General features: G+C 62.3%; 20 protein-coding genes and 1 tRNA gene. 13 read left to right on the top strand and 8 right to left on the bottom strand.

The annotated features are described in order from the left end of the window. The first annotated feature begins 41 nt into the window (after positions 1 to 41). A complete protein-coding gene (locus ACQY7R_RS01695) occupies positions 42 to 323 on the top strand; it encodes a hypothetical protein (RefSeq protein WP_428303869.1) in 282 nt (93 codons plus the stop codon). 141 nt (positions 324 to 464) lie between these two features. Here ACQY7R_RS01695 and csrA read toward each other — a convergent pair whose 3' ends face one another. From csrA to ACQY7R_RS01665, 6 genes are all read right to left on the bottom strand, one after another. Beyond that, a complete protein-coding gene (csrA, locus tag ACQY7R_RS01690) occupies positions 465 to 662 on the bottom strand; it encodes a carbon storage regulator CsrA (RefSeq protein WP_428303868.1) in 198 nt (65 codons plus the stop codon). Between the two features lie 413 nt (positions 663 to 1075). Then, complete coding sequence (locus tag ACQY7R_RS01685) at positions 1076 to 1411, bottom strand: hypothetical protein (protein ID WP_428303867.1); 336 nt, start codon at positions 1409 to 1411, stop codon at positions 1076 to 1078. 46 nt (positions 1412 to 1457) lie between these two features. After that, the gene (locus ACQY7R_RS01680; RefSeq protein WP_428303866.1) at positions 1458 to 1793 is read right to left on the bottom strand and encodes a hypothetical protein; all 336 of its coding nucleotides are present in this window, start codon (positions 1791 to 1793) and stop codon (positions 1458 to 1460) included. Positions 1794 to 2019: 226 nt separating this feature from the next. Continuing rightward, positions 2020 to 3084, bottom strand: coding sequence for a tyrosine-type recombinase/integrase (locus tag ACQY7R_RS01675; RefSeq protein ID WP_428303865.1), 1065 nt, complete (start codon positions 3082 to 3084; stop codon positions 2020 to 2022). A gap of 512 nt (positions 3085 to 3596) precedes the next feature. After that, a complete protein-coding gene (locus ACQY7R_RS01670) occupies positions 3597 to 4031 on the bottom strand; it encodes a hypothetical protein (protein ID WP_428303864.1) in 435 nt (144 codons plus the stop codon). Positions 4032 to 4196: 165 nt separating this feature from the next. Next, positions 4197 to 4269: transfer RNA gene (locus ACQY7R_RS01665), tRNA-Phe, on the bottom strand. Positions 4270 to 4743: 474 nt separating this feature from the next. Here ACQY7R_RS01665 and ACQY7R_RS01660 point away from each other — a divergent pair. The 8 genes from ACQY7R_RS01660 to ACQY7R_RS01625 all read left to right on the top strand — a co-directional run bounded on the left by ACQY7R_RS01660 (position 4744) and on the right by ACQY7R_RS01625 (position 16791). Then, positions 4744 to 6330, top strand: coding sequence for a hypothetical protein (locus ACQY7R_RS01660; RefSeq protein WP_428303863.1), 1587 nt, complete (start codon positions 4744 to 4746; stop codon positions 6328 to 6330). A gap of 96 nt (positions 6331 to 6426) precedes the next feature. After that, entirely contained in the window at positions 6427 to 7059 is a 633-nt protein-coding gene (locus ACQY7R_RS01655; protein WP_428303862.1) for a MotA/TolQ/ExbB proton channel family protein, read from the top strand. An 18-nt stretch (positions 7060 to 7077) separates the two neighbouring features. After that, on the top strand, positions 7078 to 7569 hold the full coding sequence (locus ACQY7R_RS01650; RefSeq protein WP_428303861.1) for an ExbD/TolR family protein: 492 nt from the start codon (positions 7078 to 7080) through the stop codon (positions 7567 to 7569). Continuing rightward, the gene (locus ACQY7R_RS01645) at positions 7566 to 8180 is read left to right on the top strand and encodes an ExbD/TolR family protein (RefSeq protein WP_428303860.1); all 615 of its coding nucleotides are present in this window, start codon (positions 7566 to 7568) and stop codon (positions 8178 to 8180) included. The genes ACQY7R_RS01650 and ACQY7R_RS01645 overlap by 4 nt, the downstream gene beginning before the upstream one ends. 99 nt (positions 8181 to 8279) lie before the next feature. After that, entirely contained in the window at positions 8280 to 9215 is a 936-nt protein-coding gene (locus ACQY7R_RS01640) for a hypothetical protein (protein ID WP_428303859.1), read from the top strand. A 51-nt stretch (positions 9216 to 9266) separates the two neighbouring features. Further along, positions 9267 to 12743 carry a PQQ-binding-like beta-propeller repeat protein gene (locus ACQY7R_RS01635; protein ID WP_428303858.1) on the top strand — a complete coding sequence of 1159 codons (3477 nt, stop codon included), beginning with the start codon at positions 9267 to 9269 and terminating at the stop codon, positions 12741 to 12743. Positions 12744 to 12784: 41 nt separating this feature from the next. Next, complete coding sequence (locus tag ACQY7R_RS01630) at positions 12785 to 15286, top strand: ABC transporter substrate-binding protein (RefSeq protein WP_428303857.1); 2502 nt, start codon at positions 12785 to 12787, stop codon at positions 15284 to 15286. Positions 15287 to 15372: 86 nt separating this feature from the next. After that, positions 15373 to 16791: a hypothetical protein gene (locus ACQY7R_RS01625; protein ID WP_428303856.1), complete on the top strand. Its 1419-nt coding sequence runs from the start codon at positions 15373 to 15375 to the stop codon at positions 16789 to 16791. A 110-nt stretch (positions 16792 to 16901) separates the two neighbouring features. On the opposite strand, the gene ACQY7R_RS01620 is transcribed toward ACQY7R_RS01625, so the two are convergent. After that, the gene (locus tag ACQY7R_RS01620; protein ID WP_428303855.1) at positions 16902 to 18272 is read right to left on the bottom strand and encodes a serine/threonine-protein kinase; all 1371 of its coding nucleotides are present in this window, start codon (positions 18270 to 18272) and stop codon (positions 16902 to 16904) included. Positions 18273 to 18413: 141 nt separating this feature from the next. Further along, positions 18414 to 19457: a substrate-binding domain-containing protein gene (locus ACQY7R_RS01615; RefSeq protein WP_428303854.1), complete on the bottom strand. Its 1044-nt coding sequence runs from the start codon at positions 19455 to 19457 to the stop codon at positions 18414 to 18416. Positions 19458 to 19560: 103 nt separating this feature from the next. Here ACQY7R_RS01615 and ACQY7R_RS01610 point away from each other — a divergent pair, with 103 nt between their 5' ends. From ACQY7R_RS01610 to ACQY7R_RS01595, 4 genes are all read left to right on the top strand, one after another. Beyond that, positions 19561 to 20385, top strand: coding sequence for a DNRLRE domain-containing protein (locus ACQY7R_RS01610; protein WP_428303853.1), 825 nt, complete (start codon positions 19561 to 19563; stop codon positions 20383 to 20385). An 8-nt stretch (positions 20386 to 20393) separates the two neighbouring features. Next, positions 20394 to 21422 carry a DUF1559 domain-containing protein gene (locus tag ACQY7R_RS01605; protein WP_428303852.1) on the top strand — a complete coding sequence of 343 codons (1029 nt, stop codon included), beginning with the start codon at positions 20394 to 20396 and terminating at the stop codon, positions 21420 to 21422. A 166-nt stretch (positions 21423 to 21588) separates the two neighbouring features. Next, a complete protein-coding gene (locus ACQY7R_RS01600; RefSeq protein ID WP_428303851.1) occupies positions 21589 to 22203 on the top strand; it encodes a hypothetical protein in 615 nt (204 codons plus the stop codon). After that, on the top strand, positions 22200 to 22907 hold the full coding sequence (locus ACQY7R_RS01595) for a hypothetical protein (protein ID WP_428303850.1): 708 nt from the start codon (positions 22200 to 22202) through the stop codon (positions 22905 to 22907). Before ACQY7R_RS01600 ends, ACQY7R_RS01595 begins: the two co-directional genes overlap by 4 nt. The last annotated feature ends 4 nt before the right edge of the window (positions 22908 to 22911 follow it).

Raw genomic sequence — 22911 nt, 5'->3', positions numbered from 1 at the left:
GAGCGATCGTCGGGCGAAACTGATCACGCCAGGTACCCGCCATGACGGGCCGCCTCCCTTCGCTGATTAGCACGCAGTCGCCAGTTGCAGGATCGACTGCTCCGGCAGATCCACACGAACCGAAACACGCCGGGCAGCTTTCCGTCGACGAATCTCTTCACCAGCAGCAGGTCGTCTTCGCGACGTTCGTCGCCGCAACGCTCACAGCGGAATCGATCGCTCATCGAACAGGCCCTCGCAAATCGACGATTTCGGATAACGACTTGCGGTCGTACGTGATGGCGCACGGCCAACAAAAAAAGTCGATCGGCCGAGCCAAGTGACCAAAGCGAGCGAGTGCGATCCGAACAGTCCGCGAGTCATACGCAACGTCACAACCGCAATCGCGGCACACCCCGTGCTCGACAGATTCCATGTTCGCCGCGATCTCTTCGCCCCGCCGTGAGCAGGTGATAATGATCGCGTCATTCGGCCACGGCTTTGACATCGATCTGGCCCTCGCTTCGCTTGATCGCCTCGTAAACCTCATTGCGGTGCACCGGAATTTCCCTTGGCGCTTCGACGCCGAGGCGCACCTTATCGCCGCGGATCTCGACGACGACGATCGTGATGTCGTCGTTGATCACGATCGACTGATCGCGCTTACGTGATAGCACTAACACAACTCCCCCTCCGTGAATCTCCAGCCCACGGCGACCGGCCGTGGTACGTTGCCATCCCGACGCGGCGCCTCCCTGCGCCGAGTCGGCCGAAACGTCCTTAAGTCGCACGCGTCTCCCTCTGCCCGAGCGAACGTCGCATGACTCCGGCCTTCCTGGCCGCGGACAAACCCGCCGCCCTCGTGGCGGCGGTCCTCCTCTTGATCGATCACGCCGCGCGCCGATGTTGGCGAACGCCCCGAGTGGCGAACTTCACGATCGCGGTCGCAGACTTCCGCAGGTTGCGACGGCTGCGACGCCGCGATCGCCGGCTGCGATCGAAGGAAAGTAACGCCGCACGGCTCTCGATTCTTCGCCAAGGTTCGCGACCAGTTTTGACAGACACTGCAGACTCCTTTCGAGAAATGAAGTGAGGCCTATGGCCAGAATGGTTTGCTGCACCACGCGATGAACGCGGCCGCATGTTGGTGATCCCACGCCCCCATCGCCTGCACGACGTCGAACTCCGGCACGCGATAAGGGCGCTTTCCGAACCAGCGATCGCGACCGACCGACACGCCGTTCCACACGCCCAGCACAAACGCAGCCGCCCACCGGCTGCCGCTCGTTGCGCCCGGACCGCTCGCCCACTGTGCGAAAATCTTTTGGTTCCAGGGGCGAACTCCCGGCTTGTTGAAAAGCGACGGGAACGACTCGCAGAGACGCGACATTTGCAGGTGGATGAGATGCTCTTCGTCGACGAGCGCTGGCATGATTGGTCGCCTCCTACTTACATGGGGTGAAGACTGACGTGATTAACTACCTGCAGCCGCTAACCGTCGACGCTTCGGCAGCAGCGTTGGCTGCGTCTCGATCGCGACGCTCGATCGAGATGGCCAACTGGCGAATGTCGTTCGCAGCTCTGTTGAGCAGATCAGCGAACTCCGGGAGCTGGCTCGGGCAAGTCGCCGCCATCTTCCCGGCCAGCGTATGGGCGGAGCCAATAAACTCGTACGAGCTCGACCGAAATATCGCCGTCCGAGTGACATCGATGTCGCCGCCGAATTTGCTGACCAGATCGTTCGTCACTTTCTCGCGATCCTCGGCTGACATCGAGCCGCCCATCAACGATGCGAACAGGTGCGCAGGATTCATGCTCCCCTCCAAAAATAAAAAGCCCGCCGCGTCGTTCGAGGAACATCCTCGAACTAATGACGCGACGGGCTCACGCAAGTACGAAACGAAAAGCCCCAGCGCACCTGGCTTGCACGATGCAAACCGATCGATGCGCTGGGGCCGGGCATGGAAGCTTCGTCGACGCGACGCTGCGAAGGGACAGGCTGCAACAAGCAACCAGCCCAACGTCGCGTCGACGAAAAGATTAACTCGCCTCGGGGTGCCACACGCGTAGCGGCATCTCGGCCGGCTGAACGGGCGGCGGAGTTGGCGGCGGTGGATCCGGCGTCGGTTGCCGCAAAGGCGGCACGACGTTCCGTGCGCTGACGCGCGGCAGATATCGTTTGTCGAGATAGCGACGCGTGACCGAAATGTGCGAATGGCCGAGCAGCTGGCGCACGGTCTCTTCGTCGCTGTTGGCGCACGCGTGCGTCGCGAAGGTCCGACGAATCCGGTGCGATAGATCCCATCGCGTGACTTCGTCCACGTTGTGGCGCAGGCCCGCGGCTACGATGATCTTCCGCAGTCGCATGTTGAAGTTGGTGATATGGCCGCGCCAGTCGCCGAAGAGCAGCTTCAAACCCCGCTCCTGGCTGCGCAATCGGCTGATCGCCTTGACGGCTTCCGGTAGCAGCTCCACCCGCTGGTCGGCATTCTGCTTTTGCTCGTCGGCCGGCAGCAGCAGATCGCCTCTCACTGCGTCGAAGTCGTCGCTCGGAATCGCGAGCGTCACGCCCTGCCGCGAGCCCACCGAATAGGTGCACCACAAGTATGCTGCGAAGAATATCTTCGCTTCGACGGCGCCGACCCAACCCTGCAATCGATCGGCGGCGTCGAGAATTCTCTCGTACTCCGCCAAGCTCCAGCACTGCGGCTCGCGCTTCGGTTCCTTGAAAGCCTTCGTCCGCGGCGGCGCAGCCATCAGCCCGCGATCGAACGCGTCTCGCCAGATGGCGCAGAGCGTTCGATAAAGTTTGTTGGCGGTAGGAACGGCTCGCCCTCGATCGACTTGATACGTCATGGCGGCCTTGAGCATCCAGTCCGTGAGATCTAGCATCGCGGCGTTGCGCAGTTTCTTCCCTTCGTCCGCTAAGCGGAACCGCAAGGCGGCGTTGAACGTTCGGAGCTCGGTGCGAAACGAGTCGCGCGTGGTGTGGCTCTTCGGCAACGCGTGTTTGTCGGGCCGATAGATATGCTCGTAGTATTCGGTTACCTCGGTGTGGAGCGTTGCCACGAATTCCAGACTTTGCTCCGAATCGCCGGTCGTCATTCGACCCCCTTAACGCCCGCTCCGATGTTCCACGATCCAACGTGAAGCGGCCGCGTTTAACTTCCGTGGCTTGCAAACTCCCTTCCGCGACTGATTGGATAAGCAGACGAGATAGTCTGCATGATGCTTGCCGCCGTGGTGGTTTGCCACTCTTGACAAACCGGACGTTGCGACTCCGTAATCGCGCAGCAAACGATTGCTTCCTGCGAAGAGCCCTCATGGCCGATCCTTTGTGCGCACCCTCAGCGCACGCCCTAGTCGCACGATTTGCGCGCACGACTAGGGACGGGCGCCGAGTGGCGCAACGAACGGGTTTACGGAAGCCGGCAGTAGCCGCGAAGCGTCGAACGGCCGACCAGCGTCGCCATCTGGTCGCGACTTCCGTTGCCCGAGAATTGGGCGAGAACGGGAGAGAGGCCTTAGACGACGCTTCTATTTCGAACTGCGTCGGCGAAGATACAGGATGGCCATGGCGCTTGTCAACTAGAAGCGCAAGCGGCGGTTATTCGCCGCTATTCAGCTGGTCGCTTCGGCTTTCGCGGGAGCTTGCGGCTGCCGTCTGGCCATTGCGGCGGGCCATCAATGATGTCGAGGTCGCACTGTATAGGCGGCAAATCTAGCTTCACGCCAAACTTGCTGACTTCCCAACCGAAGCCCTTCGAACCGCCGACGATCATCGCTTCGCACCATACGAGGTGATCTAACCGCCCCGCGTTGGAGAGTTGGTATCGATACGTTCGCGCATCTTCGGGACTCAACAGCCCGACCGCAGACCCATTGATCTCAACTGCGACGCCTGCCTCCGTGATGCGGAGCAACGCTTGAGTGCGAAACTGACGGCCGTTCTGAGTGGGGCCACCGCACGCTTCAGACAGAAAAGCTTGGCACGTCGACTCGCCGTGGACGTCGACGTAGTAGGAGTCAGAGCCCTGAATGTAGCTCTCCACCGTCTCTCCCAGCTGACGAGAGCGCGACAGGAGTAATAATCCAGTCGCGCGCGATTGGGTAGATTAGAGAGCTCTGGCTACTGCGCTGCAGTTCGAAAGAAGCGTCGTGAGACTCTCAATCTATGCGGGGCCGTCAGCCTCGCTCGCAACAGCCAGAGCTCTCAGTGGACAGAGCCGGGATCGAACCGGCGACACATGGATTTTCAGTCCATTGCTCTACCAACTGAGCTACCTGTCCCCATGGCGCAAGCACCATCGAAACCGCGCATCCTAAAGAGCGGAACGCACGCTGTCAATGAGGCGAGACGCGATCGTTGAGAAGACTTTTCGGCTATTCAGCGGCGGCCGGCCAGTTCGTCTCCGACGCACGGCATAACCAGCGCGAGCCGCCTACTCGGGCCCCCCGGCTGCTTGACATTCCGCGAAAATTGCAGCTACGATAGATAGCTTGCAGAACATGCTTTGCGGCATGGACGCAACGATCGTCGCAAACCTATGAGGCATGGTAGGCGACGGGTCGAGGACGACTCACTCTGAGGAGCGGCGACGGGTTTGTCCCGAGTCGCCAGCGTCCAGGTAACGGAACACAGAAGCTACGTTTGAGGCACGCCACGCGATGATGGCCGTAGTTGCTATCGATGCGCGCCGCTGCGGTCATTCCGCGGTCAGGCGGCGCGCGCGCATCCTTCTTTCTGGCGTCACCCGCCTCGCCATGGCGGCGATTTTGTGTACAGCGATACTCGGCCTGGCTTTCGTCTCGCCTCGAAACGCGCACGCTTATACGCCGGAGAGCCCGGAAGTCGTCGCCCTGATCGACAAGGGGCTGAAGTATCTCGAGACCACTTCTCATACAGAAGTGGGCGGGCAATGCCTGATTGCGCTGGCATTTCTCAAACGCGGCATGCCGGCTGACCATCCGAAAATTGAAGAAGCGGTCGAGTGGTGTCGACGTTCCGTCAACGACGAGCAGCAGCGGAGCTATATCTACGGCAAGTGCATCGCCATCATCTTCTTGACGGAACTCGACGCGGTCAAACATCGCGACCTGATCAATAGCTACCTCTCACAGCTAAAAGATCACCAGAAGGAACATGGCGGCTTCAGCTACAAGGGCGTGCCGACTGGGGATACGTCGCAAACTCAGTACGCCGCGCTGGCTTACTGGGAACTCTTGAACCACGGCATCAGTCCCGACGCAGATTCGGTGCAGCGCTGCTTGAACTGGGTCATGCGAACCCGCGATCCATCCGGCGTGTGGGGGTATCAAGGGATCGATCCTGGCAACTTCACGCTGATTGAACAGCCCGATAAGCCCGGCGTTTCGATGGCTGCCGCCGGAATGAGCGGCACGCTGATCCTGGGGAACCTCGTCGGCATTCTCAAGCCTCCGCAAGAAGCCAATCTGACCGCCGCCGGCGATGAGCTGCCCGACGCTCTGAAACGCGTCGAAACTTCGAAAGTCGCCCGCGCGCCAACTCTTCCTCGTGGGAACGTCGAACCGCAACGCGTCACCGAATGCGTTGCGGCCGGCGCAGCTTGGTTCGACAAGAATTTCACTTTCGAGGTTCACGAATACCAGAGCTATTACCTCTACTCGATCGAGCGTTTCCGCAGCTTCCAAGAGTATCTCGACGGTACCGTGACGGAGGAGCCAGAGTGGTACAACCACGGCGTTGAGATGCTGAAGAAGTCGCAACAGGCGAACGGCAGTTGGAACGACAATGCCGGTGAAGCTTGTGCGACTGCATTTTCAGTTCTCTTTCTCCTGCGTTCGACGCAGAAGAGCATCGAGGCCAGCCTGGGCGAGGGGACGCTCGTCGGCGGACGCGGCTTGCCGCGTGATCTTTCGAAGATGAAACTGCGGGGCGGCAAGCTAATTGTCGAGCACAAGCCGACTGAAGCCGATCAATTGATGGGGATGCTGGAAGATTCGAATTCCGCCGCCCTCGACGAATTACTCGATAATCCTGCTGCGCTTAACGTCGACAACGTCACCGCCGCCGACGCCCGGCGTCTACAGCAGGTCGTGAAAAGCGGCTCGGCAGGGGCTCGCGTCATGGCTGTTCGCGCGCTATCGCGACTTCGCGACGTCGAGTATGCCCCCACGCTGATTTTTGCACTGACGGACCCCGACAAACGAGTCGTTCGCGAGGCTCGCGACGGCCTTAAATCGGTCAGCCGCCGCTTTGAAGGTTATGGTCCGTCCGACAATTTCGAAGACGCCGAGCGGCGCGCGTCCGTCGAACGTTGGAAAGAGTGGTACCGGACCGTCCGTCCCGATGCCCCGCCCCTCCCATAGTCGTTCAGCGGCGTGGGCTTCCAATGCACGCGAGAAACGACGCTCGCCGTCCATTGAAATATTAAATTCAAATAGTTATTTAGAAGGCATTCGAGAATGAACGTCGCCAATACTTTTGCTTCCGTACTCGAAGATTGGTGCTACGGGTTTCTCGCGCTGAACTTCTTCTGGGGGCTGTATCACCTCGTTCTAGGCTTCCGGCGAATTAAGCAGCTCAGCTTCAAGACGCACGACGATCAAGCGGAACTCATGGACGAGTTACTCCCGCTGATTGAGTCGAAGCAATACGACGCCGTCGAGGAAATGTGCGCCGAAGACTCTCGCGCGCTGCCGCAACTGGCTTACATGGCGGTCGCCAATCGAGACTTAAACGAAAGCCAATTGCGGCAAATGGTCGCGGAAGTCGTGCAACGCGACATCGTCGGCGACCTGGAGTATCGCTCGCGTTGGATCGCGACCGTGATCAAAAGCGGTCCGCTGCTAGGGCTGTTCGGAACCGTGCTCGGCATGATGGCGGCGTTCGGACGCATCGGCACCGGCGCCAAAATTCAGCCGTCTGAAATCGCCGGCGAAATCAGCATCGCGTTGATCTGCACCGCGATGGGATTGCTCACGGCCATCCCGTTCAACTTCATGATGGCGAGTCTCAACAATCGCATTCGGAAGTTCCAAGACGCGCTCGGCGCCGGGTTGGTTCGAATTCTTGACGCCCTGAAGCACCGGTCGTAGGCGTAAGGGAGCGCGAGTATGCATTCTGGAGGAATGAACTTGGGAGGCGACCACGCCGGCGGCGATACGCTGCTCGCGCGCCGACCGCTCGAAGACGACGCCGAGTTCGACATCACGGCCATGATCGATTTGGTGTTCATGATGAACATCTACTTCCTCGTTTCGTTCCTCACCGCCTCGATGGGCGACATAGCCCAACCAACTGCCCGGCACGTCTCCGCTCTCGATGGCGACACGGCGGTGCGGATCACTGTTCTGGGCAGCCTCGACGGCGAGTCGGTCAGCGTCTACCTCGGCAACGGCAAGGAAGGCGAAGAGATCAAGGATCCGGAGCAGCAAGAACTTAGAGTCCGCGAGTACGTCGAGAAGGCTCTGGAAGAGGGCAAGTCGAACGTCCTGATCAAGGCGGAGGCGAAGGTTCAAGAAGGGCAGGTCAACCGCATCTCGTTGGCGGCGGCGATCGAAGGCATGAAGCTCCATGCGGGCGTCACGGAGATCGACGAACCATGACAATCTCCTTCGCCTGCCCAATTTGTGGAAAGAAGCTCTCGGCGCCGGAATCATTGGTCGGCACCGAACGGACATGCCCCAAGTGCCGCGCGAAGATCAAAGTTCCCACCGCTGAACAGGCCGCACGCCGTAAACCGGCGAGCGATTCGCACAGCAGTTCGCCTCACAGCCTGCTCAATTCGTCGGGCGGCGAGCATGAGGAAGATCTGATCGACATGACGGCGATGGTCGACATCGTCTTCTTTCTGCTGATTTTCTTCATGGTCACCTCGCTCAGCGCCGTCGAATCGGTCATCGGACTTCCTCAGCCCCAGAAGAAGACCTCGGCGCCGGTGGCCCAGGCGGCGCCCGATATGGCGAACGACCCAAGTTTTGTCTCCGTCACCATTGAAGCCGACGACACCGTTTGGGTCGAAGATGAGCAAGTCTTCGGCTCGCAAAGTCTGCGCGTCAAACTACGAGACCTCCGCAACCGCGATTTTCAACCAACCGGCATGATGATCAGCTGCAATCCCAAGGCGAGCCACGGCACGGCGGTGATGGTGCTCGATTCGGGCGCTGACGTCGGTATGGAAGATATGCGGCTGGCAGTGACCGATTCCGTAGAATAGAGACGCCGCACCTCCAACCGATCCGTAATCACGCAACAATTTGTTTTCGCGGGCAAGCCTGCCCGCCACGAGACTAGTTCACAGCTTACCACGATACCTATGGCCATCGTCCCGCCACCCGCCCCTGAACAGCCGGCCAAAGCCGGTGAAAAGGCCGAGAAAGCTGCGCTGAAGGTCAGTTCGTACGAGCAGGCGGCGACGCTGGTGATCACGCTGCTCGTGATCTTCGGCACGAGCTTCGGCGGGTTGGCCATGATCTTCTTCGCCGACAAGTTCAACCGCGAGGAAGTGGTCGAGATTGCGTTCGTCCCCATGGAAGCGACCAGCCCCACTGCCAATGGCGGCTTCGGCACCGATCCGGATCCGCCTGGCGTCGAGGATGGCTCCGAACTAGTGGAACCGAACCTGGAAGATACGTTAGCGGCCGTTGAAATGACGACCGATTTGTTGAGCGACTCGATCATCAGCGACGCCTCAGTGACCGATCAATCCCTCCAGGGAACAGCAGACCAGGCAAGCAAGGGAAGCGGCGTCGGCGACGGCCGGCAACCAGGCCCCGGCGGCGACGGCGTGATCGAACGCGTGCCGCGCTGGCAGCGCTGGAAAATTCGCTTCGAGCCGAAGTCGGCCGCCGACTTCGCCAAGTGGCTCGATCAATACAAGATTCGCATTGGCGTCCTGGGCCGCGACAACAAAGTCCACGTGGCTTTTGGCTTCACGAACGGAACGCCGCAAGTCGAAACAGCTGATCCCGCGGTATACAACAGCTGGGGGCAAACGCTGCCCGCCGACGGTCCGATGCCGGCGCTGACGAAAGACCTCGCTCGTAAGGCGGGCACGCTGCAGCGTGGCCCCATTGCGCTATTGTTCTATCCCAAAGAGATCGACCAGCTCCTCTACACGCTTGAAAAAGCGCACATGGAGAAGTCGAACTACAAGTCGCACGATGCCAACAAGATTCGCGAAACGGTATTCACTGTGGTGCAAGACAGCAGTGGCTATCGCTTCGTCGTCGTCGACCAGAAGTATTTTTAGTTGTTCTGAGTCGCCGTTTTTACCGCTCAACGTCAAGTCCGGATTGTCGCCGTGATTTCCACTGAAGATTTCATCACCTTGCTAGAAAAGCGGGCGCTCATCTCCGCTAGCGTCACTCGGCAGCTGCGCGCCAAATCAGAGCAGGGTGATTCGCGAATCACGCCGAAATCGATTCTTAAATACTTGGTGAAAAAGGAGCTGGTGACGCGCGATCAGGCAAAGGAGCTGCTCGAAACCACGCTAACCGTCAGCGATAAGGCGGAGTCCAGCATTCTGGGGCTTTCGCCGCTGCCGGACGAAATCATCGCCAAGTCCGCTGAGCAGCGAACGCCTAAGCCAGCCCTTCCAAAGCCACCAGCCGATCCTCCGCCGCTCGTCCCGCCCGCGTCGTTTTCCGGCGACATGTTCGACTCGGAAGAACCCGTGCAGTTGATGCCGGCGTTCGACGACGACGGCGATCAATTGACTGCGGATGAAACGGAGACTGAAGCCGAAGCAGAGGGTAAACCATCGCGTCGCGCCGCCGGCAGCATGCTCCGCCCTGGGGCTGGTAAGAAGTCGAAGCCAAAGAAATCGACTTCCAAGAAGCCAAAGAGCAAGGCCAAAGACGGTTCCGCCAGTCAATGGGATTCGCCGCTGCTGCTCATTGGCGGCGGGGCGCTGGCCGTCATGGCGGTTGGCAGCGTCGTGTTGTGGTGGTTATTGTTCCGCGAGACCGCCGACAAGGCGCTCGTCGAGGCGGAAGACGCCTTCAAGCAGGGCAACTACGCGGCGGCAACCGTCCTCTACCAAGATTTCGTGACGAAGTATGCGCACCACAAGGACGCCAGCGAGGCCAAAGTTCGCGTCAACATGTCGCAACTCTGGCAAAAGGCGGAAGCAGGGGATTTTTCCGGCGCCGCCGAAGCCGCTCCCGGGTTGATCACCGCGATCGAGAACGAGCCGGCGTTCATCTCAAATGAAGAGCAGACGAACAGCGTCACGCAGGCGAAGCAAGATTTGTCTTCGCTGCTCCCTCGCATCGCGCAAGGGCTCGCTGGCCAAGCGGAGCGCGGGGGCGACGACGCGGTAGTTGCTGAGCGCTTAAAGCAAGCCGACGACGTCTTGGCGATGGCCTCCAACACGAAGTACATCCCCGAGGAATTGCGGAAGCCGAGCGAGATCGCGGCGATTCAAGAGACGTTGGCCCTCGCGAAATCTCGCTTGCAGCGCAAAGTCGATCTCGCCGAGGCTCTAAAGCAGATGGAAGCTGTGACCGCGGAAGGCAAACCTGCCGAGGCGCTCAAGATTCGCGATACGCTGCTACTCACGCATGCGTCGCTCGATGGCGATCCGGCGCTCCTCGAGATGGTCGCCAAAATCGGCGTTGCCGAGCAAGCCGCCATCAAATTCGTCGACGAGCATCGCGCCGCCGTCACTACTCCCGCAAAAAGCTCGGTTCTCGCGGAGGTCGCGTTGGCAGATCGCCGCGGCCCGGTCGCCGAGGGCGCCGCCTCGCCGTTCGTCGTTCGTATCGACGGCGGCTTGTATGGCATGAGTTCCCGCGACGGCTCGCTGTTGTGGCGGCGGTTCGTCGGGTTCGATAGCGCATCGCAACCGATCGTGCTCCCCTCCGGCCTCGTCGTCGCCGCCGATGCGCAACGGAGTGAACTTGTGGCCGTCCAGGCGATGACAGGCAAACTAGCTTGGCGTTTGCCTCTCGAAGGAAAGCTGGCCACGCCGGTGGCATTGGGAGAGCGACTGCTGGTCTCCAGCGACGCCGGCCGCGTGTATGTCATTGAGCCCGCAAGCGGCGAGATGATCGGTTTCGTCCAATTTCCGCAACCGATTCGCCAGCCTCCCGCCGTCAACGAGCGGGGCGATCGCGTTTATGTGCTGGGCGAGCACTCGAATCTATATACGCTCTCCGCCGACAAGTTTGCCTGCGTCGGCGTCTACTACCTTGGGCACGCCGCGGGCGGAGCGGCAACGCCGCCCATCGCTCTGCTCAATAAAGTGGTCGTCGCTGACAACTCTGGCGCCGAAACTTGCCAGGTGCGGGTCATCGCACTCAACGATCAAGGCGCAGCGAACGCCGACGCGGCCAAGTATCGCCTCTCAGGATTGGTGACGACGCCGCTGCAATCGGCTGGTCGACGCTTTGCCACGGTCACGACGCAAGGCCAAGCGGTCGTATTTGAGGTCTCCGCCGCGAACGACAAATCGTCGCTAACCGCGCTCGCCTCTCGCGAAGCGCAAGATCGTGACCAGTTGGCGCGATTCAGCGTGTTGCATGACGGGCATCTCTGGCTGGCCGCCCGCGAGTTGACGAAGCTAGCCGTCCTACCGACTGGCAATCAGCTGCCCGTCCGCAGCATCGCTCGCGACTACCGCGGCGACGCCTTCGACTACCCGCTGCAAACGATCGGCAATCTCATCGTTCATGTCCGCCGCCCTGCACGGCAAGCGGGGGCGATCGTGGCGGCTATGGACGCCGCCGCCAACAAGACGCTATGGGAAACAGCCATCGCTGTTCCCGCCGCCGGCGCCCCGGCGATCGATGCCAGCACGCAGCAGGTCGTAGCCGGGTCATCCTCAGGCGTCGTTTATGTTCTCGATCGAGAAGCGCTCGGCCGCCGAGTGCAAAACGAAGCGATCCATCTCGAGACGACGGCCGTGCGTCCGCCAGTGTTCAACGACGCGCTCGATCTGGGGAGCGGCCGCCTGGCGTTGGCCGGTGACGGGGCCGAGCAAATTATCCACTTCAAGCCGCAGGACCCGCGGCAACAACTCCGCGAGGTGACGCTGCCAGGTCCGTTGAGCGGCAAACTGGCTGCCTGGGGCGACGGATTCGCCGCGTCCAGCGAAGTTGGGCAGATTTACCTGTATGGCGCCGACGACGCGGCAGCGCTGGGAGCGCCGTTTCAAGCGGAGCTAACCCCAGGCCAAAAGTTCCGCTGGCTCGCGCCGACCTCTATCGGGGAAGCGGCCGCGAGCGAATTGATTACCAGCGACGGCGTCTCGAAGGTCTATTTGCTCCGCCGCGTCGCCGAGCCAGAACCTCATTTGGAGGTCGCGGCAAGCGTTGACGTCGGGCCATCGCCGTTGACGTCGCCATTCGCTGCCGTTGGCTCGACCGCGTTTGTCGGCAACGACGCCGGACGACTAGCCCGCTTCACCGTGCCCGATCTCGCGCCCGGCGAAGCGACCGATCTGGGCGGTCGCGTGGCATGGGGGCCATTTCCAGTCGCCAATGGCGTCATGGTCGCGACAGATGCGAACGAGCTGTTGCTCGTCGGCGTCGACGGGAACGTCATCTGGCGGCAGAAGCTCGCGCACGGCGCACTGAGCGGCAAGCCGCTGATCGATAACGGCCAAGCATGTCTGCTGCATGGCGGAGGCGGCGTCTCGAAGATTTCGCTCGCCGACGGCGTGGAAGCCAGCTATGTCGACGTTGGCCAAACGCTCACCGCCGGTCCCGTATCGTACGCAGGCCGCCTGTTGGTCACCGCCGCCGACGGAACGCTGTTGGTCGTCGACCAACCATAACTTCCGTCACCTCGAATCCGCCCTCGCCCTCGACAGCCCCTATGCCACGCCAGCCTGCTCGCATCGATTCCGCCATTCGCGTTCTCGCAACGCGTTTGACGCTCGCGTGCGCGCTGCTGTTCGCCGCCCGCGTCTGCTATGGCCAGGAAGCAGCTGGCGAGGCGCCCGCGCCGGCCGACAAACCGGCGGCCCCGGCAGCGGCTACTGAAGAATCGGTGGAGATCCCCGTCCCGCTCATTGAGCGGACGCCCTTCGATAAAATCACGCTCGACGCAGCGAATCAGGGTCTTGAGATCGAAACGGTATTGCTGGAGCTTCCCGATCGTAAAGTCCCGTCGCCGCTCCCGACGAGCGGTTCGCTCGAACTCCGTCGCTTGAGCCATCCGTCGATTCCGTACACGGTGCAGTGGTCTTCCATCACCAAGGTCGAACTCTTCGAAGACATGTTGCTCGCCGAGGCGGATCGCCTCACCGCGGCGGGTAAGTTCAGCGAAGCGTTCAACTACTTGGCGTTTTTAGCGGCGAACTATCCGCAGCTTCCAGGGCTCGAGCGGGCGCTTCAGGCGCATCTGTGGCGCGAAGCCTCGACTGCCTACGCCGAGAAGCGATACGAGGAAGCCTGGCCAGCGCTCGTGGCGCTCTACGAACGAAACTCGGACTATCCCCGCTTGGTCAATGCCGTCCAAGCTGTCAGCGACGACTTGATCAATCAAAGATTGCAAGCTCACGACTACGCTGCAGCCCGGCTGCTCGTCGACGCGCTGGGTCGCAGCTTCCCTCAGTTGCAATTGACGAACATCGCCCGTTGGCACACTAAGTTCATCACCGATGCGACTGAGCAGCTAACGCGCGCTCAAAAAGCTTTCGCTCAACAAGATTACTCGGAAGCAAGAGACGCGGTTAATTTCGCGCGCTCGATCATGCCCGAGATCGCCGGCGGCGCCGAGTTGTGGAAGCAGATTCAGGAAACGGCCCCCGAAATTCGCGTCGGCGTCACGCAAGCGGCGACGGGCAGCGTGATGTCGCAAACGCCCACTTGGGCCGTGGCGAGAGTTAGCGGGCTGGTCAATCCACGCCTGGTCGAAATGGTTGACTTCGGCGCGGAAGGCGGAGTTTACGCGTCGCCGTGGGCCGACGTGAAACCAAGCGACGATGGCCTTCACACCACGATCACGCTCACGCCTGCAGCTCTCAATCGCGGCCTCTATCCCGGCAAACTTGCCCTTGGCATGGCCGAAATGGCCGAAGCGGGCAACTCGCGCCAGCAATCCGATTTCGCCGCGCTCATCAACCGAGTAAATCTCGTCAACGGGCGCGACGTGGAACTGGGTTGGCGTCGCCCGCACGTCCGTCCCGAGGCGTTTCTCCAAATCCCGTTACGCTGGCTCGGCTCCGTCCAACAGTCGCCGGGACTTTGGTTTGAACCGCAGCCGGCGAAGCGCAACGGCATGGAGTGGCCCTATCAACGGACTGGAACGCCCGCCGACGCTGCGGGCGAGCCGCGGCTAGTGGTCGAAACGTTGTTTGAAGACGACCAGGCGGCCCTCGACGCCTTATTCCGCGGCGACGTCGACGCGATCGATCGAGTGCCTCCATGGCAATTGAATCAAGTCAGGAACTCGCGAGACGTCGTGGTCGTTCCTTACCGCTTGCCGACGGTTCACGTCCTGATTCCGAACCCGGCGAATCCCTTGCTGGAACTGCGCGAGTTTCGGCGAGCCTTAAACTACGGCATCGACGCGAACGGCATTGTTCGCGACATCATCCTCGGCGGCGAACAGCAGACCGGCTTCCGCACCTTGAGTGGGCCATTCCCCGCCGGTGTTGCGCTGAACGATCCGGGCGGCTACGCCTACAACCAAGAGTTGCTCCCCAGACCGTACGAGCCGCGGTTGGCTGCATTGCTAGCAGCCGTGGCGCGGACGACGCTCACCAAACGAGCCGCCGATAAGCAGAAGGCCGAGGAGGCCGCAAAGGCGGAGCTCGCCAAGGCCGAGGGGAAAAAGCCGGAAGCTGCAAAGGAGCCGTCGCCTCCGGCTGATACGCCGCCTGCCCCCGCGCCCGCAGAGGAGAAAGCGGTCCCGCCGACGCCGCTCGTCCTCGCCCACGGGACCGATCCCGTCGCCAAGCTCGCGTGCCAAGCGATCAAGATGCAACTCGACCTGATCGGGATTCCCGTCACGCTCAAAGCTTTCAGCGGCGCCGCACCGCCGCAAGATCTGCAGTACGACCTGCTCTATGTTGAGTTGGCCGTGTGGGAACCGGTGTACGACGCGCGGCGCTTGCTAAGCTCCAACGGCGTCGCCGGCCGCGCCACGGCAATGATGTCCGCCGCGCTCGATCAACTCGATCGTGCGGAGAACTGGAGTCAGGCTCGCGACCAGTTGCGCGAAATTCACCGCATTTCGCATTACGATTTGCCCATGATCCCGCTGTGGCAGACCGTCAATTACTTCGCCCACCGCAAGGCGCTCACGCAGGTCGGAGACGCGCCGGTCACGCTTTATCAAAATCTTCCGCAGTGGCGGAAGGCGCTCGAGTAGGATTCGCCGTGCAGTTGCATGCAAAACAGACGCGAACTCGCTCCGCTCGGCTGGCGAACCCAGTGCGGGGTCTGCTCTGCGCTCTCATGGCGACGCTCTGCACCATCGCTGCCCGCACCGAAGCGGCCGATCAGCAGCCGTGGGAGCATACCCCGTACAAAGTGATCGCCACGGTCGCTTGCGACGACTCCGCGCGACCGCAGCCTGGTCTCGAGGCGCAACTGGTCCAAGCCGTTCGCGATCGCGTCGAAGCGTCGCTGCGACCCCTTTGGAAGTTCACTGCGAACGCTGCCGCGACGCCGGCGGAGCGGCGGCAATGCTTCGCGCTCAGAGAGATTCCGTGGGCGGAACTGACGCCCGAGCAACTCGCGGCCGACAAGCTGCTATGGCTCGGCGTGAAGGCGACGCCCGCAGGGTACGAACTCTCTTGCCGCGAGTTCGATCTCTTCTTGCGCCGCTGGAGTCCCGTGCGGACTCGTTTCGTGCAGCAGGAATCGTACCTCGGCGAAGCTTGCTTCGCGCTGCTCCGAGAAACGTTCTCGCCACTCGCCATGATCGAACCGATCGAAGGCAACAATGAGCAAGTGCAGCTCCGCTTCAAAGGAAGCAAGTTGCCGCGTCCCTCCGGCGAAGAGGCGTTCGTCGCACTTGGCGATGCGTACCTGCCGTTGTTGCGACGGACCGATCGTTCCGGCAAGCTGCTGGAAAATGGGCTCACTCCGGTCGCTTGGACCTATCTCGCCATCGACGATCTTTCCACCCCAACGGCGAAAATCTTTAGCGGCTCGCGCCTGCCGTTCGGCAGCGCCAAGCGCGGCATGGTGCAGCAAGTCGCCATCGGCGTGCGAAACACGCCCGGACCGACTCCGGTTCGGTTCCATTCGCGTACGGACAAGACGCAAGGTCTCGCTGGCTACGAAGTGTTTCTGGCGGGGCCAAACGACGAAAACACTCCGCTCGGCGTCACCGATCGCGACGGGGTCGCCGTTATTCCTCCTGGCGCCGAAAACATTTCGATGGTGCTCTTGCGCAGCGACGGGCAGGTGCTCGCGAAAGTGCCGGTCGTCAGCGGCGGCGTGATGCAGGAAACGCCGATTGCCGACAATGTCGCGCGGCTGCAAGCTCAAGCCGAAGCGCAAGTGGTGCGCGAGGAACTGATCGACCTCGTCGCGCGGCGCGCGATCATGATGGGCCGAGTCAAATCGCTGCTCAAGAATGGTCGCGTCGACGATGCGAAGGAATTGATGTCGCAACTCGATGCGTTGCCGTCGCCTTCGGTTTTCAGCCGCACGATCGACAACGCCTCGCGACGCATTCCGAAGTCGGGCGACGCTTCCGTGCAACGGCGCATCGACTCGCTGTTCAGCTCGACGCGCGACATGCTGTCGAAATTCCTGAGCACGCGGGCGATCACCGACTTGCAAAACGAGGTGAATGCCGCCGCCAGCGCTCCCGCTGCGGAAGAGCCGTCCGAGACGCCAGCCGCCGAACCGCCGACGAGCTAAGCTGCAACGCTCGTCTCATCACTCTAGCCCCGGGCTCCGCCCGGGGGTCGGCGTGAAGTCAGCGCGACGTGCCATTGGCATGGTGCACAACCCCCGGGCAAAGCCCGGGGCTAGGTAAAGATCGTGAGTCCCGCCGCGACGATCGCCACCAGAATCGCCGTCCCAAGCAGCATAAACAAGCCGAAGCTGATGCCGGCTTGCTCCCATAGCTTTGCTGCAGCAGCTTCTTCCGTTTTCGGCCGGATGAAGTAACTCATCGAATCGCTCATCGACACAGGTAATCCCGCCAGCGGCATCGCCGGCGCGGAACGGCTCGGCGTCTGCTCGCCGGTATCGATTTCCCCTGCCTCGACGGCGACGGTATCCGCAAGGTTGCCGGCGATGAACGAATCTTCGCCGGGGTCGGCCGCGTACTGACCAATCTGTCGCCACGTGTTTTCATCGGCGGTGGAAGTCCAACGCCGCAACCGATCGACCACTTCGGCCGCCGAGCCAATCCGCTCCTCAGGCCGCTTGTGCATCATCTGCGCGATGAGATCGGCGAGTAGCGGGTCGAGTTTCGGGGTAAATCGCAACGGCGTGATCGGCGCCTCGTCGAGATGCCGACGCAGCTTGTCGCGCGTCGCGCCGCCAGGGTAGGGGACTTTGCCCGTCACCGCGTAGTAGAGCGTGCAGCCGAGCGAGTAGATGTCGCACGACCGTCGCACGTCGCCCGGATTGGTGATCGCCTCGGGAGCGATGAAGTCGGGCGTTCCCACGATATGCCGCGGCCCGCCGTCGGCTGCCGGCGCCGCGTCGGAGGAGAACGAGGCCAGCCCTAGATCGGTTAGCTTCGTCAGTCCCTCGGGCGTCACGAGCAGGTTGCCTGGCTTCACGTCGCGATGGACCAGCCCTTGTTCGTGAGCATGGGCGAGCGCCTCAGCCGCTTGTGAAATCGCCAACGTCGCCTGCTTTTCGGAGAGTGCCCCATGACGCCGCACGAGACGCCGCAAATCGCTCCCAGGAATGAACTCGGAAACCAGGAAGTACGTTTCGCCTTCCTTGTCCGCGTAGGAAAGTCGCACCAAGTTCGGATGATCGAGCTGTGCCTGCGCGCGAATCTCACGGCAGAAGGCGTCGATCGACCGCGGATCCATCTGGCTCTTCGGCAACACCTTGATCGCTTCGATGCGGCCGAGCAAAAAATGCTCGCCTTTAAACACGTACCCCATGCCGCCATGGCCGATCGCGTCGAGAATTCTGTACGGTCCCAGCGTGAACTTCGTCCGCCCATGGCGTAGCTGCTCCGCCTGCCACGGATTGAGATAGCCAAGCTTAATCAACTGCTCGCTGAGGACGTCGTCGGAAAGGTTCTTGAGCGACTGAATCCCCGACAGCAATGGATCAACCATCTCGTGCCAGGCGCGGTCGATCTGCTCCTGCGTCAGCAATCCGCTGGCAAGGCCGGCCTGTTCGAGAATGGAGTGATGCGAATGGGGCAATGAATAACCAGTCCGAGGGTTCGGGCGATGCACGGTGCCCGCTTTTGCGCACAACAGGACGCCGCCATAGTATAGCCTCTGCAAATATGCGGCCAGATAGGCTCGGGAATCGGCGCCGGTGAGCATCTGAAGGGGCCGAGACTAACGCAACTCGCCCGCCGCCACGGCCTGGTGCCCCGGCACGTCGCCCATCAGCCGGCGGTAGCGAGGCGATTGCAGCACCGAGAGCAGCGCGCGAAAGCGGCGATCCTCCAGCAACTCTTCGGCGACGCACAAGTCGTACGCTTCAGTTCGCACAGGCAGGAACTCAAGCCGCGACTCGCACGCCACGACCCGCGGCGTCACGCCTGCATCTGCCCACCCCGACCGCACCGCCTCGGCCACGCCGCGATGATCGCTGGCGATGCGGCGAATCGATTGCTTCCCTTCGAGTAAATCGTCGAGACACTGTCGGGCGCCCGAACCGACTTCCCGGCCGACCCAACGGACCTTCGAGTTGACGAGCGCCGCCACATTGGGCCGCCGCCGCTCCGCCGTCGTCACGAGTCCCGCTTCCCACGTCGCCAGATGCACGAGCCGATAACCCGCGCCAAGAATCGTCTCAACAGCCTGCTGATTGCCGCCGCTCGCATCGCTTCCTAGGTGAACGCCGGCCAAATGGACCCGCCCCGCCTTAAGTAGTTCCAGGGCGTGCCGGCTGCTGCGAAAGTAACTCAGCAGCCGCACGCCTGTCCGCAGAGCGAGTTCATGGGCAAGGATCGAGACGGTCGGATCGCAACAAGCGATCACCAGCGTCGGCGGCGCGGCCCGCAGTTCGTCGAGCGATTCGTCCCCCTCGACGCCATCATGGGGAAAGGCAAACGGGATCGCCGCCTCGCTTGGGTAGCGAAACGTGCGGCCGCCAACCTCTGCCAGCCAATATCGCCCCGCAGGTTCGCCGCCATGCCACGCCCACTCAACTTGGGCAGGCGCCGAGCCCTCCAACTGGAACAAGTCTTCGACGCGGCAGTTAAAGGCTGCAGCCAACCGCAACGCGGCGACCGTCGACGGCACCAGCCGGCCCGCCTCGATGGCGCTAATGTTCGTCCGGGGCAGCCCGGCGGCGTCGGCGAGTTGCTGCTGCGACCACCCGCGGGCGGCGCGAAACTGCTGCAGGCGGCGAATGAGCGACGGGCTGTTTGACATGATTCTGTCCCTATGATAGACACTATCCTGCCAATTCCAATTGGGAATGCCGCGGTGACCTGATCGCCCTTCGCCGTTCCCCCGACGAAAAAGATACCCACCTATGAAGACTTCCCGCCCTTCGTTCACGATCCTTTCGGCCATTTTTGCCCTCCTAGCGGCAACCACGCAGTTCGCTACCGCCGCCCAGGTGACGCTCGCACCGAGCAAGGACAACTCCCTCATTCAGGTCACCTCCGCCAGCGCGGCCCAACTGAGCAACGGTCTCGGCGACATCTTCGTCGGCCGCACCAACCAAGACGGCCAAGGCCCTGCGACGATCAGCATGCGGCGCGGCCTGATGGCGTTCGACGTCGCCGGCTCGGGCATCCCCGCGGGGGCGACGATCACTTCTGTTTCGCTCACGATGCGCGACGTGATGGGCCTCAACGGCGATCGGGCGGTGAAGCTGCACCGCACCTCGGCCGATTGGGGCGAGGGAACCTCGTTCTTCAGCGGCGGCCAGGGTGGTCCCGCGACTACCGGCGATTCCACTTGGTTCTACAGCTTTTACGACGCGACGACACCGGCCGCGAGCACCCCCTGGGCGACCCCCGGCGGCGACTACGCGCCGACGGCCAGCGGTTCGTCGATCGTCTCCGACGACCTCGGGGCCGGTCAGCTCTTTACTTGGTCGAGCGCGACGAATCCGGCAATGATTGCCGATATCCAGTTCTGGCTCGCGAACCCCGCCTCAAACTTCGGTTGGACCCTCATCGGCGACGAGTCGGCCGGTCAAACGGCCAAGCGGCTCAACAGCAGCGAATCGACCACTGCGCCGAACGTTCCTCCCTCGTTGGTAATCGAATACACTGCCGTACCGGAACCCTCCACGCTTGCGCTCGCAACTGTGGCGTTGATTGGATTTCGCGTACGCCGACGTACCTAGCTTGCTTGATGCCAACCAACCGACTCGCCGCACCGCCGCATTGCCACCGATTCGCTCGGCGTCAGTCGAGCGCACAGGCCGCGTTCACGCTCGTCGAGTTGCTCGTCGTCATCGCCATCATCGGCGTGCTGGTTTCGCTCCTACTCCCTGCCGTGCAAGCAGCCCGCGAAGCCGCTCGCCGCACGCAGTGCGCCAGCCAACAGCGGCAACTTGGCCTCGCGTCGCTCAACTACGTGAGTGCCAAGGGCGAGCTACCTCCTGGCATCAATCAGTGGTACTTCAACACCGCCGTCTCCCACCGCGGCGTCCCGCTGTTCGCTTACCTGCTCCCCTACTTTGAACAGGGGACGATGCTCGCCGATTGGGACTACGTCGACCCGATCCATAACTCCGACCAGGGCGCCAATTCTAATACCGCCGCCCTCATCCCGCTGCTGATCTGCCCCTCCGACGAGATGCCGCAGAACCCCATCGTCATGCCGGCGCGCGACTGGCACTACGCCCTCACGAGCTACGGCGGCAACGGCGGCACGCGCAGCTACTTCCCGCAGCAATCGACCGCCGATGGCTTGTTCCACACCACCGGCGAAGCGTCGGAGCCCGCCAACAACCAAGTCGCCGTCGAACCCCGCGCGATCACCGACGGCTTGAGCAACACGATCGCCTTCGGCGAGCGGACCCACCTCGACCCCAACTACCAAACCTTCAACGACGCCGGCTGGGGCGAACCGCTGCTCGAATGGGGCTGGTGGGGGGCCTCGACGAGCCGCAAAATGATCGGCCACGTGTCGATGAGCGCTCACGCCCCGTTCAACTATCAGCTGCCATTCGACTACGCCAGTCGCAGCGGCCAATCCCCCTCGGCCAGTTCGTTCGCCGACTTCCAGCACTATGTCGACATGCGAATTTCGGCGTTCGGCAGCAACCACCCCGGCGGCGCGAACTTTTGCTTCGCCGACGGCAGCTTGCGATTCTTAACAACTGAAACCGACCGCCCGCTCCAGCTCGCGCTCTGTACCCGCGCGGCGGATGATTAGTGTTTTGTCATCCCGAGCGGAGCGAGGGATCTAGCGGCTCAAACGAGCTTCCAGATTCCTCGCTCCGCTCGGAACGACGCTAGTATTAACTGATAGCCGCTCCGGGGACGGCAATTAAGATTCAACGACTGAACTTTGGCGATTGAGCCACTCGGAGGACCGCAGCGTGATTGCTTCGTGGACTGAAAACCGCAACCTCGCCGATCGCTCGCGCCTCGGCGGTTGGCAGCGAACGCTCGACGGCTACGCGGTGCGCGAGGCGGCGATCTTGCTCGTCCTCGGCCTGCTCGCCGCCGGACTAACGGCGATCGCAGCGAGCCCAATTCGCCTCCCCGGCCACGCAATTCTCCGCGGCACGCTGCCGATGATTCTAGGCCTCAGTCTCGTCCCCCGTCGCGGCGCCGGCATGATCATGAGCGTCGGCGCCCTCCTCGGCTTCGCCCTCTCGCTACCACTCGGCGGCGCACGATTGCCGGTCGCGGCCGCGTGCGGCCTGGCGTTCCTCGGCCCCGCGCTCGACGTCGTCACCGCGAACGTCCGCGCGACCGGCTGGCAGCTTTACCTGCGCTTCGCAGCGGCAGGGCTCGCAGCCAACCTCGCCTCGTTCGCCGTGCGCATGGCCGCCGGCGGCAGCGGCTCGGGCCGCGGTCCCGGTTCCGGCACTGGAATGGGCTGGCCCTTAGCCCTCGTCAGCTTCGCGATCTTCGGCCTCGTCGCCGGCGTGGTCTGCGGAGCGATCTGGTTTCGCGCCAAACCTCGCTCCGAAACGGTAGCAACATGATCTACATCGGCATCGACGACACCGACACCCGCGAGACGCCCGGCACGAACAAGCTCGCGATGTACCTGTCGGAGCTGCTGCGCGATCGCTTCGAAACCCGCTGGATCGTCCGCCACCAGCTCCTCGAAGATCCGCGCGTGCCGTGCACCAACCGCAACGGTTGCGTTTCGCTATTATTCGAACCGCTCGGAAGCGACGGCGTCGCGGAGCTGACGAACATCTTGCGCGATGAAATCGCCCGCTGGATTCCTGAGGGGAGCGATCCGGGCCTCTGCATCGTCACCGATGCGCCGGAACGACTCTCGGCCTGGGGACGCACGGCTCAGCAAGAACTTGTGACGCAAGCCGCCGCGTGGGAACTCGCTCACACGCTCGGCGTTCACCTCGAAGCCCTCGGCGGCACCGGCGACGGCGTCATCGGCGCCCTCGCCGCGGTCGGCCTGCTCGCCACCTGGAACAGCGGCCGCGTCATCCGCTGCTACCGCGTCCCGGCTGACGCGTTTGATCTCACCGGCGAATTCACCGTCGAGCAGCTCTATCAGATGGGCGTCGACGACATCTTCACGACCGACGACGGCCGCCGCCTCGCCGCCGGAACCGTGAACCTCGGCAAGCGACTCCGCCCCAACCTGCGTGACGGCCGCATGGTCCTGTACGTCGCGGGCGAAGGCGAACACTATGAATCCCAACGCGTCGTCGCGTAACTGG

It is taken from the genome of Lacipirellula sp., from assembly GCF_965279485.1.
Classification (GTDB): Bacteria; Planctomycetota; Planctomycetia; order Pirellulales; family Lacipirellulaceae; genus Lacipirellula.
This window is presented reverse-complemented; position numbering and strand designations above follow the sequence as displayed.